The sequence below is a fragment of the Polaribacter huanghezhanensis genome, assembly GCF_030444335.1.
Classification (GTDB): domain Bacteria; phylum Bacteroidota; class Bacteroidia; order Flavobacteriales; family Flavobacteriaceae; genus Polaribacter; species Polaribacter huanghezhanensis.
Window position 1 is genome coordinate 1,852,196 of the sequence record NZ_CP128595.1, and the last position, 12,178, is coordinate 1,864,373.

Sequence of the window (12,178 nt, forward strand, 5' to 3'; positions counted from 1 at the left end):
CAATTAAATTATGAAATTTTTTAAATACTTTTTTGTAACTGCAGTTTTACTTGTAGCTTCATGTAAACCAGCAAAATATCCTGACTTAAAAGACGGATTGTATGCCGATATTGAAACGAATAAAGGAGATATTGTATTAAAATTATATCAAGAAGATGTGCCATTAGCAGTGTCTAACTTCGTTACTTTGGCAGAAGGAACAAATCCAAGTGTATCGGATTCTTTAAAAGGAGAAAAATATTATGATGGATTAATATTTCATAGAGTTTTAAAAGATTTTATGATTCAAGGTGGCGATCCTTTAGCAAACGGAACAGGTGGTCCTGGTTATTTTTTCGAAGATGAATTCCCAAAAGATTCTCTAGGGAATTTAAAGTATAAACACGATGCTGCTGGAGTATTATCTATGGCAAATGGTGGACCGGGAATGAACGGAAGTCAGTTTTTTATCACACATAAAGAAACACCTTGGTTAGATGGAATTCATTCTGTTTTTGGAAAAGTTGAAATAGGACAAGATATTGTAAATGCAATTGAAGTAAAAGATACGATTAAACACGTAACAATACTAAGAGTTGGAAGCAAAGCAAAGGGGTTTGATGCGGTAAAAGTTTTTGAAACAGAAATGAAAAACTCAGTTGCAGCAAAACAAAAAAGAATTGAAGATGCTAAAAAGGCAGAAGTTGTTAGATATACTCAATTTTTAAAAGACAAAGAAGTATATCAAAAAGCGCAAGGAATTGATAAAGCGACAAAAATGGCTTCTGGATTGCGTATTCTAACACTTAAAAAAGGGAGAGGAAAAAAGTTTTCTCCAATAACACCAACCACAATTCATTACAACATGTTGTTAGCTAACGGAAAATCAATTCAATCTACATATGGTAAAGATGCATTTACATTTACATTAAGTCAACAACCAATGATTTCTGGAGTTAACGAAGCAATTTTAAATATGAGACAAGGCGGAAAAGTACGCTTATTTATTCCGTATAACTTAGGTTATGGAGATAAAGCTTATGGACCTTTTCCTGCAAAATCTGATTTAGTTTTTGAACTAGAAATTGTAAAAGTAGGAAAGGAATAGATGTTTGATATTCTAATACAAAAAGACAAACAATTACTAATCTATTTAAATAGTTTAGGAAGCGAACAATGGGATCCGTTTTGGTTATTTATTACAAATCAATTAAATTGGGCTCCCTTGTTTTTGCTAATTATTTTTTTAATTTTTAAAAATTTTGGTTGGAAAAAAGGAGGATTTATTTTCCTTTTTGTAATTTTATTGGTTGCATTTTCTGATCAATTTACAAACGTTATTCGTGGAATTTTTGAACGTTTACGACCAAATAACGATCCAAGTATTAAGCATGCTTTAAGAACATTAATTACGCCCCAGAGTTATAGTTTTACCTCTGGTCATGCAACAACATCCATGACATTTTCTGTATTTGTTTATTTCTTGTTTAGAGACACCTATAAATACATGAAATTTATATTTATATTTCCAATTTTCTTTGCCTATAGTAGATTATATCTAGGAGTTCATTTTCCGATTGATATTTTAACCGGAGCAACTATTGGAACAATTTTAGGTTTTTCTGCTTTTAAATTGCAGCAATCTTTAGTAAAAAAAATATTTACTGCTTAGTTTTCTTGTTGTTATAATACAAGTATTTTGTAGCATTATAATAACCTCTTAAAAGGCTATCCATTTGTTTGGTAACAATTGGATGGTCTTTTTTAATATCCGTTAAATCGGTTCCGTTAAAATCGTACAAATTAGTAGTATTTGAAATGGTGGTTAATGTGTAATAATAATTGTTTTGTAACAATGCAACTGCTGGCTCACCATTTATAGCTTTGTATAAAAAAGAAAAATTTGCTGCTTGTACAGAATCCAACGCATTAGAACCAAGTGTGTAATTGGTGTAACTAATATTTGCAAGGCTTGCAGCTGTAGGAAACAAATCTACTAATTTTGTAAATCTTGAAATTCTTTTTGCTTTGGTAAATTTTGGAGCATTTATAAAAAAAGGTACGTGATGTACAACTGTTCCAAGAGCTGATTCTTTTTTCTCTAAAAAATCAACAGGATTCATTGATGTATTGTGATCTCCAAAGAATAAAAAGATCGTATTATCATAATAACCAGCTTTTTTTGCACGCTTTAAAAAGGTGTCAATATTAAAATCTAAATAACGCAATGCATTAATTTGTGCTACCGATTTAAAACCAGATTTTTTTAATAATTCTTCACTGATTTCATCATCCCTTAAAGGTCTGTAACTTCCTTTTTTATCAGGAACTGTAAAAGGCATGTGATTAGAAGCAGTTTGAATGTACGCAATAAATGGTTTGTTCTGTTCTTTCAGTTTCTGCAGTTCTTTATCAGATTCTTTAAACAATTCGTAATCGTCAATTCCCCAAACATCAGCTCTTTGTTCTCCAGGGTAACTTCCTTCTTCAAAGATTTTTAAATGGTTGGTATTCGATTGAAAAATTCCACGAATATTTGCCCAATTTGCACTTCCGCCTAAAAAATACAATTTTTCATAACCCGTAAACTGATCAAAAATAATGCGTTGGTCAATTACCATCGGATTACGAGAAGCCGTTTTAACATTGTCTATATCTGGCAAACCTGTAATACTTGCAAAAACACTTCCAGCAGTTCCAGCTTTGTGTACATAAAAATTGGTAAAAGTGGCACTTTTATTTAAAATGCTATCCAACCTTGGAGTCGTATTGATCGGATTCCCAAAATAACTCATTGTTGCAGCACCTAAAGATTCTAACATCACAATCACTACATTTGGTTTTGCGGTAATAGAATCGGCTCTTACAACGCTTCTTTTAAAGTTTAAGGTGTCTTTTTGTAGGTGCAATTGTTTGGCAACTGACGGATAATATTTTTTGGTTTTTTCGAGATCAAATCCATCACTTCTAAACGCAAAACTATCATAAAAATATAAAATAGGATTTAATGCAAACTGATTTACCGACTGATTTTTAGAAAAGAATGCTTGACTCCATCGTAACGGATAATGTGTAATACTGTTGTAAACTCCGAATGCTAAAAGAAAAAATGGAACAACAATAAAGAATGCTTTCCTTTTTTTAGAAATTGGAGCGGCAACAACTGCAAATTTTTTATATATAAACGAGTTGAGTTTGTAAAGAATAATTCCTAAAATAAGCAGTCCAAACAAACCTTTGTAAATGGGATAACTTTCAAATAAAACCTGTGTAGAAATTTTAAAATTGCTTAAAAATCGCAATGAAGCGGCATCTAAACGAATGTTTAAATAATCGTAATAACCAAAGTCTACCAAATAAAAAAGTGTGAGTATCAAATAGAAAATAGTAAAATAAAAAGTGCTAATTTTTTTGTAAACACGCTGTTTAAAAAAACGTTGATTGACGATAAATAATAAGATGGCGATCGGAAAAACAACCAATGTTGCCAACTTGATATCAAAACGAATTCCCAAACTAAATGCTTGTTGTATTTCTGAAGTTGATACTGAATCTAATTGTGCAAAAAAGAAATAAAATACCAGCCTAAAGAGAAATGCGTACACAGCGATAGAAAATAGTTGTACAAAAAGGTATTTTATATAATTCGGAATTCTTTGTTGCATTTTTATTTGTATGGTTAAATGTATTTAATTTTCGATAAGAAAATAGTGCGTCATTTAGAATTTAAATGATTAAACGAACTCCACCTAAATCTTCTATTTTGTAAGGAAATTTATCACTTGGAGAACCGATAAACATAAAATTAATAGGGATCTTCCATTTTTCTGATAAATCCTTAATCAACGAAGGAGAAAAAATACCTTGTACAATTACAAACTCAATAGCGATATCTGGGTATTCTCGGTCTAAAAAATTGATTTCTTCGGCCAGTTTTTCTGGAACTTTATTATTTTCATTTTCTACAATGATAATTTTCATTTTTTTAGTATGCTCGTTATTAGTGATGTATATCATCACTTTATTTAATGTAGCAATACTGTCACCTTTTGTAAAAAAAGCAAATTCTTGTGAATTGATTTTATCAATTGTTCTTTGGATATTTTTATCCAATCGGAAAATATATTTTTTAATTGGATCAAAAATAGCATTTATAGTGCTTAAAGCTAATTTTAATAAGTTCGTTCTATTTAACATTGCCACAATAAAAAGAATAGAAGGAATGAAATAATATAAAAACACTGTTAAATTACTAGGAGAATCGTCTTTAGAAGGCATTATGATGTTTCCAATAAGTGCTATTAAAACAGCTCCAATTGCAATAACTACCGAAAGCCAGTTTGCAGTTTCTGGTCTAGGCAATTGATTTCTTTTCATTTTTAATAAAATGTTTCCAATTCCAAAAAGAGCCATCACAGATAAAAATGAGATGGTATAAACTCCTGCTAATAATTTTACATTTCCATTGGTAATTAGAAGTACAGAAACACATAATACAAAAAACATAATAATGATTCTGTAAGAGCTTCCTTTTTTATTTTTTTTAAGGAAAAAGGGCGGCATAATTCTATCTAAGGTCATTCGTTCTAACAAACCTGTAACACCAACAAAACTTGTTAGTACAGCGCCACTTAAAACTAAAAAGGCATCTATAGCAATAAGTGCTGCAATTCCTTCGCCACCAACATGTTTTCCCATTTCTATTAAAAGGGTGTTTTGATAGGCGTCACTTTGTAATAAAGGCATTGCAAATAATGCTAACGCAAAAACAGCCATTAAAGGATTAATAATACTTACAATTCCCCACATATTTCTTAGTGTTTTTGGAAACACACCCTTTTCTTGTTCTTCAACAAAATTTGCAGAACTTTCAAAGCCAGAAACACCGAGCATTGATGCAGCAAACCCTAAAAAAATTGCATTTGTTATAGAGCCATCACCAGATAAAGGTAAATGCCAATTTTCAAAAAAAGTACTCGTTCCGTTTTGAACTAAAAAATAAATGATAAATCCACTTAAAATAACTAAAGAGCTTAGGTGAAAAATAAAAATACCAATTGCTACTTTTGCAGATTCCGAAATACCAGCAATAGCTAAAACCGCAAAAATTCCAATTAAAAGAATAGTTACAGGAATTATTGGCATTGGTGGAATTAAATGATGCAAATAATGAATGGCTTCATTGGCAGAAATGACTGCGGTTGCCATGTAAGACAATAAAGTAAGTGTTGCTGCAAAAGAAGCGGTAGATTTACTTGTTGTATTTAATAAAGCGTTATACGCGCCACCATTTAGAGGTAAAGCACCAACAACTTCACCATAAATTTTACGATATAAGAATAAAACAAAAGAGACAATAAGTAACGTAATCCAGGCATATTGTCCTGCGAAAGCGATGGCTAAAGCAGATACATATAAAACAGAAGAACTGATATCATTTCCACAAATTGCTGTAGCAGATAGTTGATTTAATTTTTTATTTATTTTTTCCATATTGCATGTTTCTATCCATTTAGCTAAGATAAAATTTTAATGTTTTTTATTTAAAAAGTTCACAAAGTTATATAAAAAGAGTTTAGGAACAATTAAATTTGATATAAGTTTAATAATTGTATTGCTGCATTAAAAGGGGTTGTATTTCCTTCTTTTAGTTTTTGTATTTCAATTTTTAATTGCTTAGTAACTTTTTTATTGTTGTAAAAATTATCTTTTAATTGTTGCTCAATCGTTCCTTTTAACCAATAGATATTTTGTTCATTTCTACGTTTAGAAAAATATTTATTTTTGGTTGTGATTTCTAAATATTTGGAAATCATCACATCTATTTCTGTAATTCCGCTATGTTCTATGGCGCTACACGTTAGCACTTTTGGTTGCCAAGTACTTTCTTTTGGCGGATATAAATGCAAGGCTCTGTTAAATTCCGTTTTTGCAATTTTTGCATTTTGTATATTTTCTCCGTCAGCTTTGTTGATGACGATCGCGTCTGCCATTTCTATAATTCCGCGTTTAATTCCTTGTAATTCGTCTCCAGCTCCAGCAATTTTTAGCAATAAAAAGAAATCCACCATAGAATGTACAGCCGTTTCAGATTGTCCAACGCCAACCGTTTCAATAATAATGGTATCAAAACCAGCAGCTTCACATAAAATAATAGATTCGCGTGTTTTTTGTGCAACGCCACCTAAAGAAGTTCCAGAAGGTGAAGGTCTGATAAATGCATTTGCATCAGTAACCAATTCTTCCATTCGAGTTTTATCACCTAAAATACTTCCTTTGTTGATAGAACTTGTTGGATCAATTGCCAAGACAGCCACTTTTTTTCCTTGTTTGGTTAAGTGTTTTCCGTAACTTTCTATAAACGTACTTTTTCCAACTCCAGGAACTCCGGTAATTCCAATTCTTATAGATGTATTGGCAAAAGGCAAGCAACGTTCTAAAATTTTGTTGGCTTTTTCTTGATGTGTTGCATTGGTGCTTTCTACTAAAGTAATCGCTCTACTTAAAAAAGGAATATCTCCTGCAACAATTTTTGTAACAAACTCATCCACCGAAAAGTGTTTGCTTCTACTTTTTTTGATTTGTTGCGCAGCAAAAGGATTGGTAGTTTCTGGTTGTGAAACACCTTGTTTTTCTTGAAGAGCAGATTTTTTTTTAAGAGCCATAAGTACAGTTGACAAAATAATTAGTGTAAATTTAGGAATAAATTAATTGCATTTTGCAACACAGCCGAAAAAGGTTCGTCTTTAAGGTAATTAATCAACGAATGAATCAAACAAAAGAAGTACAAAATCATTTAATTGATGCTTGTAAAAACAAGGATGCAAAATCGCAGATGCAATTGTATGACATGTATTGCAAAGCAATGTATGTAATTGCAAACAGGTATGTAAAAGACTCTTTTGTAGCAGAAGATATTATGCAAGATTCATTTATTAAAGCTTTCCAAAACATCAATTCTTTTAAAGGAGAAGTCTCTTTTGGAGCTTGGCTAAAACGAATTGTAATCAATAATAGTTTAGATTGGTTAAAGAAGCGAAAGTTAGAAATAGTTTCTTTAAATGATGAGGTGTATGAAAGAGTTGAAGAGAACGATGATTGGAATATTGAACAAAGTTTGCAAGCAGATTATATTGTAAATGCCATCAAAAATTTAAAAGAAAAATATAGTGTGGTGCTGTCATTGTATTTATTAGAAGGGTACGATCATCAAGAGATAGCACAGGTATTAGGAATTACAGAAGTTGCTTCTAGAACGCATTTAATGAGAGGAAAAAAGCAATTACAAGAACTTTTAAAAGAACAAAATTATGTCGAAGGATATTAGAGAAATCATGAAAAATTATAAGAACGAAGACGTTTCTTTATCGGCAAATCACAGAAATAAATTTGAAGATAGATTGCAGAAAGAAGTACATCATCAAACAAAAAAGAAAATTTATACATGGTTGCAAGTGGCAGCTTCTGTAGTATTGATTGTGAGTTTAGCAATTGGTTATTTTGGAATTGAACCAACTTCAAAAGATAGTAAACCAACCAAAAAAATTAGTTTAGGAAGCTTATCACCTGAATTAAAATCGATCGAAAACTATTATGTAAGCACTATCAATTACGAGATTAGTAATTTAAGTGTAAACAATTCTAATAAAGAAATTCTAGAGGGTTATTTAGCCAAAATTGGTGAGTTAACCACTGAATACAAATCATTAACTACAGAGCTCAATACAAAAGGAGTTAATGATGAAATCATCAATGCATTGATAAACAATTTGCAATTACGATTACAGTTATTGCAAAGATTAAAAAAACAATTAAACGATTTAAAACAATTAAATTCAAAACAAAATGAAACTCAAAAGCTATAAAGTTGTTGGATTTTTGTTTACCGCTTTTTTTATAAGCAGTTTACATGCACAAAAATTTGACAAAAAATTCAACGAAAATTTCAACGTAAATAAAGACGTAGTTCTTGCTATAAACGCAACCAATGCAGATATTAATGTAACTACTTGGAACCGAAACGAAGTTGCTGTAGAAGCTGTAATTACCGTAGAAGGATTGTCTAAAAAAGAAGCAGAAAAATTCTTAAAAAGTTGGGAATTTGAAGCTTTAGGAAACAAAAGTAAAGTACAAGTAAATGCAAATGCAAATCAATTTTTACCTTTTGGCGACAACGATTTTAAATTCGATTTTGACTTTAAAGACATTGTGATTCCAGAATTGAATTTTGACATTAACATTCCAGAATTTAAAATGCCAGAAATTAAGATTCCAGAAATTAACATCAATTTTGATGAAATATTTGACAATATTGATGATGAATTAGACAATCATGATTTTGATGAAGAAGATACAAAAACCTTTTCTTATAAATCAAACGGAAAGCAGAAAACAATTGTAATTAAGACCAAAAAAGAATGGGAAAAGTTTAAAAAATCGAAAGATTTTGAAGACATGAAAGCGGACATTAAAAAAGGACTTAAAAAAGCGCAAGAAGGCATCAAAAAAATCGACAAAAAAATGATTGAAGAAACTATTAAAAGAGCGAAGATTCAATACGAAAAAATTGACAAAGAAAAGCTCAAAGCGAATTTTGAAAAAGCAAAAGCGAACATTGAAAAGATGAAAATCAAAATGGCAAATCAATATAAAAACGGAGATAATGTAATCACTATTGAAAATGGTAAAACTAAAAAGAATGTAAAAATTACGAGAAAAATTACTATTAGAGTACCTAAAAATGCAACCTTCGAGTTAAATACAAGACACAGTAAAGTACAATTGCCAAAAGGAAAAACTTCTGGTAAAGTTTCTTACGGATCTTTTAAGTCTGACGAAATAAATGGTGGCGATTTAAAAATTTATTATGCTCCAGTAAATGTAGCTATTTTGTCTGCAAGCACCTTATCTTTAAACAACATAACCGATGCAACAATTGCATCGGTTATCAATACCAAATTATCATCTAATTCGTCTGGTTTAACTATTAAAAAATTAGATAATAATGTAGATTTAACGAGCAAATTTGGAGAGTTATTAATCTTAAATGTTGTTTCTGGATTACAAAATTTTAAACTTGATTTAAGTTTTTCTGATGCAACTATAGATTTTAACAATTTAGAAGGAAAACTTCCTGTAATTTCTACTAGTAAAATAATCAATTTATCAAACAAGAAGAATACAACTTTAAGTGGAAGTTTTAATATGAAAAATAAGATTATTGACATCAAAGGAAAACAGAGTGAGTTAACCATTAAAAAGCAATAATTTATTTATAGAAATAATTCCTTTTTATTTTATCAAACTTCTAACAAATTCCCATTTTCTTTTTCCGTAAAACTCACTATCTTTACATTTCTATAAAGGCACGTTAATTAATGGAAATCTATAAAGAGAATCAGCTTAAAATTTACAATTCACTTAGCAAAAGCAAAGAGCTTTTTAAACCACTAACAGAAGGCCGTGTTGGCATGTATGTTTGTGGTCCAACTGTTTACAGCAATGTTCATTTAGGAAACGTAAGAACATTTATGTCGTTTGATATGGTGTTTCGTTATTTGTTGCATTTAGGATATAAAGTGCGTTACGTTCGTAATATTACCGATGCTGGACATTTAGAAAATGATGCTGATGAAGGCGAAGACAGAATTTCTAAAAAAGCACGAATCGAAGAAATAGAACCGATGGAAGTTGTGCAACGTTACACAGTTGATTTTCATGAAACTTTAGAAAAATACAATTTTTTACCGCCAAGTATTGAGCCAACAGCAACTGGTCATATTGTAGAACAAATTGAAATGATTAAAGAAATCATGGAAAAAGGTTTGGCATATGAAGTAAATGGTTCTGTGTATTTTGATGTGTTAAAATATAACGAAAGCGGAAATAATTACGGAATCCTTTCAGGGAGAAAAATGGAAGATGCCATTCATAATACGAGAACTTTAGATGGACAATCGGATAAGAAAAATCCACAAGATTTTGCATTGTGGAAAAAAGCAGATGAAAGACATATTATGCGTTGGCCATCGCCTTGGTCTGATGGTTTTCCTGGTTGGCATTTAGAATGTTCTGTAATGAGCACAAAATATTTAGGAGAACAATTTGATATTCATGGTGGTGGAATGGATTTAAAATTTCCACATCACGAATGTGAAATTGCGCAATCTCAAACTTGTAGCGGACACAAACCCGTAAATTATTGGATGCACGCAAATATGTTGTTGTTAAACAGTCAGAAAATGGCAAAATCAACAGGGAACTTTGTGTTGCCAAGTGAAATTTTAACAGGAGAAAATAATATCTTAAGTAAAGCATTTGCGCCGAGCGTGGTTCGTTTTTTTAACATGCAAGCACATTATAGAAGTATTTTAGATTTTTCTAGTGATGCTTTAGAAGCGTCAGAAAAAGGCTATTATAAGTTGATGGATGCGGTAAATTCATTGCCAAACATTCAAACCAGTAAAACATCATCTTTTGATGTTTTAAAGTGGAAACAGCAATGTTATGATGCGATGAATGATGACTTTAATACGCCAATTTTAATTGCACATTTATTTGAAGCTGTTAAAGTTATCAATCAATTAAAAGAGCAAAAAGCAACCATTTCTGCGGATGATTTAGTAGAACTTAAAGAAACAATCAATGCATTTGTTTTTGATGTCATGGGATTGACCAATGAAACAAAACAAGACAGTTCAGATAAAATTGATGGAGTAGTAGCGTTGTTGATTAAATTGCGAAAAGAAGCAAGAGATAATAAAGATTGGGCGTTGTCAGATCAAATTAGAGATGAATTGCTGGCATTAGGAATTCAGTTAAAAGACGGAAGAGAAGGAACCTCTTTTTCAATCAATTAATAAATAATTACGAATTACAAATTACAAATTAGGAATTACGAATTATGAATTACGAATTTCAGAGCATCAACGAATTGTCATTTCTAGCCGGGTTGAGAAACTTCAATTAGAGCAGATGAAAAAAATTCTTACATATCCGTTTATTTTATTGGTTCGGTTTTATCAAACAGCCATTTCGCCATATACACCATCAACCTGTAGATATTCGCCGACCTGTTCTCATTACACAATTGAGGCATTACAAAAACACGGTTTGTTTACCGGCGGTTGGTTGGCAATTAAAAGAATATTTAGTTGTCATCCTTGGGGCGGACAAGGGTATGATCCGGTTCCAGAAAAGAAAGAATAATACATTGTGTCACCTCGAGCGGAGTCGAGAGGTTTTTATAAATTAGCGAAATAAATAGGTCTCGACTCCGCTCGACCTGACAAATAAAACATAACATATGAAATTTTTATCAATAGTTTGGGATCCATCACTAGGAATCGATTTAGGATTTTTTGTCGTAAGATGGTACAGTTTAATGTTTGTAGTTGCCTTTATCTTAGGATTGCGGTTGATGAAAAAAATCTTTATCGAAGATAAAATTCTTGTAGAAAAATTAGACACACTTTTTATGTATACGTTTGTTTCTATGTTAGTAGGAATGCGTTTGGGAGATGTGTTTTTTTATAGTTGGGATTATTACCAACATCATTTATTAGAAATTATTTTGCCTTTTAAAGAACATGAAGGTTCTTCTGCTTTATTTGGATTGATAAAAGGGTGGGAATTTACTGGTTATACAGGTTTCGCAAGTCACGGAGCTGCAATCGGAATTATAGCAGCCTTGTATTTTTACAGCAAAAAAATAATCAATAAACCGTTCTTATTTATTTTAGACCGAATGGGAATTATGGTTGCTTTAGCTGGATTTTTTATTAGAATGGGAAATTTTTTCAATTCAGAAATTTATGGGAAACCAACAGGAAGTAGCTTTGGAGTTATTTTTAAAAATGCAGGAGAAACAGTTCCGAGACATCCAACGCAATTGTATGAGGCATTTAGTTATTTGATCTTGTTCTTTATACTTTGGAGAATGTATTGGAAAACAGATGCAAAAGAAAAATCTGGATATTTATTTGGTGTTTTCTTTGCTGTATTGTGGGCCTTGCGTTTTGTAATAGAATTCTTAAAAGAAGCACAAGTAAATGGGCGTGAAGATTGGGTCTTTAATTCATTAAACACAGGTCAGGTTTTAAGTATTCCTTTGGTTTTAATAGGATTGTTCTTTATTTTTAGAAAGAAATAATTTAAAAAAAATAGATATAAAAAAAGCCCAATCGTACGATTGGGCTTT

Annotated in this window: 11 protein-coding genes; 8 read left to right on the forward strand and 3 right to left on the reverse strand. The window is 31.0% G+C overall.

Annotated features, from left to right (window positions below; genetic code table 11):
- The first annotated feature begins 10 nt into the window (after nt 1–10).
- Both KCTC32516_RS08745 and KCTC32516_RS08750 read left to right on the forward strand, forming a co-directional pair.
- Entirely contained in the window at nt 11–1,087 is a 1,077-nt protein-coding gene (locus KCTC32516_RS08745) for a peptidylprolyl isomerase (RefSeq protein ID WP_301400033.1), read from the forward strand.
- Entirely contained in the window at nt 1,088–1,651 is a 564-nt protein-coding gene (locus KCTC32516_RS08750) for a phosphatase PAP2 family protein (RefSeq protein ID WP_301400034.1), read from the forward strand.
- On the opposite strand, the gene KCTC32516_RS08755 is transcribed toward KCTC32516_RS08750, so the two are convergent.
- The 3 genes from KCTC32516_RS08755 to meaB form a co-directional block, all read right to left on the reverse strand.
- The gene (locus tag KCTC32516_RS08755; protein WP_301400035.1) at nt 1,641–3,644 is read right to left on the reverse strand and encodes an LTA synthase family protein; all 2,004 of its coding nucleotides are present in this window, start codon (nt 3,642–3,644) and stop codon (nt 1,641–1,643) included. The genes KCTC32516_RS08750 and KCTC32516_RS08755 overlap by 11 nt on opposite strands.
- 61 nt (nt 3,645–3,705) lie before the next feature.
- The gene (locus KCTC32516_RS08760) at nt 3,706–5,472 is read right to left on the reverse strand and encodes an APC family permease (RefSeq protein ID WP_301400036.1); all 1,767 of its coding nucleotides are present in this window, start codon (nt 5,470–5,472) and stop codon (nt 3,706–3,708) included.
- 92 nt (nt 5,473–5,564) lie between these two features.
- Nucleotides 5,565–6,644, reverse strand: a complete 1,080-nt coding sequence (gene meaB / locus KCTC32516_RS08765) for a methylmalonyl Co-A mutase-associated GTPase MeaB (protein ID WP_301400037.1) — start codon at nt 6,642–6,644, stop codon at nt 5,565–5,567.
- Nucleotides 6,645–6,745: 101 nt separating this feature from the next.
- Between meaB and KCTC32516_RS08770 the strand changes: the two genes are divergently transcribed.
- From KCTC32516_RS08770 to lgt, 6 genes are all read left to right on the forward strand, one after another.
- On the forward strand, nt 6,746–7,306 hold the full coding sequence (locus KCTC32516_RS08770; protein WP_301400038.1) for an RNA polymerase sigma factor: 561 nt from the start codon (nt 6,746–6,748) through the stop codon (nt 7,304–7,306).
- Nucleotides 7,290–7,844, forward strand: a complete 555-nt coding sequence (locus KCTC32516_RS08775) for a hypothetical protein (RefSeq protein WP_301400039.1) — start codon at nt 7,290–7,292, stop codon at nt 7,842–7,844. The genes KCTC32516_RS08770 and KCTC32516_RS08775 overlap by 17 nt, the downstream gene beginning before the upstream one ends.
- Nucleotides 7,825–9,246 carry a hypothetical protein gene (locus KCTC32516_RS08780; protein ID WP_301400040.1) on the forward strand — a complete coding sequence of 474 codons (1,422 nt, stop codon included), beginning with the start codon at nt 7,825–7,827 and terminating at the stop codon, nt 9,244–9,246. Before KCTC32516_RS08775 ends, KCTC32516_RS08780 begins: the two co-directional genes overlap by 20 nt.
- A gap of 110 nt (nt 9,247–9,356) precedes the next feature.
- Nucleotides 9,357–10,838, forward strand: a complete 1,482-nt coding sequence (cysS, locus tag KCTC32516_RS08785; protein WP_301400041.1) for a cysteine--tRNA ligase — start codon at nt 9,357–9,359, stop codon at nt 10,836–10,838.
- Nucleotides 10,839–10,953: 115 nt separating this feature from the next.
- On the forward strand, nt 10,954–11,187 hold the full coding sequence (gene yidD, locus KCTC32516_RS08790) for a membrane protein insertion efficiency factor YidD (RefSeq protein ID WP_301400042.1): 234 nt from the start codon (nt 10,954–10,956) through the stop codon (nt 11,185–11,187).
- Between the two features lie 97 nt (nt 11,188–11,284).
- Nucleotides 11,285–12,130 carry a prolipoprotein diacylglyceryl transferase gene (lgt, locus tag KCTC32516_RS08795; protein WP_301400043.1) on the forward strand — a complete coding sequence of 282 codons (846 nt, stop codon included), beginning with the start codon at nt 11,285–11,287 and terminating at the stop codon, nt 12,128–12,130.
- The last annotated feature ends 48 nt before the right edge of the window (nt 12,131–12,178 follow it).

Coding starts and splice junctions, on each gene's coding strand:
- KCTC32516_RS08745 (WP_301400033.1), top strand. CDS start 11: ATGAAATTTTTTAAATACTTTTTTGTAACTGCAGTTTTACTTGTAGCT.
- KCTC32516_RS08750 (WP_301400034.1), top strand. CDS start 1,088: ATGTTTGATATTCTAATACAAAAAGACAAACAATTACTAATCTATTTA.
- KCTC32516_RS08755 (WP_301400035.1), bottom strand. CDS start 3,644: ATGCAACAAAGAATTCCGAATTATATAAAATACCTTTTTGTACAACTA.
- KCTC32516_RS08760 (WP_301400036.1), bottom strand. CDS start 5,472: ATGGAAAAAATAAATAAAAAATTAAATCAACTATCTGCTACAGCAATT.
- meaB (WP_301400037.1), bottom strand. CDS start 6,644: ATGGCTCTTAAAAAAAAATCTGCTCTTCAAGAAAAACAAGGTGTTTCA.
- KCTC32516_RS08770 (WP_301400038.1), top strand. CDS start 6,746: ATGAATCAAACAAAAGAAGTACAAAATCATTTAATTGATGCTTGTAAA.
- KCTC32516_RS08775 (WP_301400039.1), top strand. CDS start 7,290: ATGTCGAAGGATATTAGAGAAATCATGAAAAATTATAAGAACGAAGAC.
- KCTC32516_RS08780 (WP_301400040.1), top strand. CDS start 7,825: ATGAAACTCAAAAGCTATAAAGTTGTTGGATTTTTGTTTACCGCTTTT.
- cysS (WP_301400041.1), top strand. CDS start 9,357: ATGGAAATCTATAAAGAGAATCAGCTTAAAATTTACAATTCACTTAGC.
- yidD (WP_301400042.1), top strand. CDS start 10,954: ATGAAAAAAATTCTTACATATCCGTTTATTTTATTGGTTCGGTTTTAT.
- lgt (WP_301400043.1), top strand. CDS start 11,285: ATGAAATTTTTATCAATAGTTTGGGATCCATCACTAGGAATCGATTTA.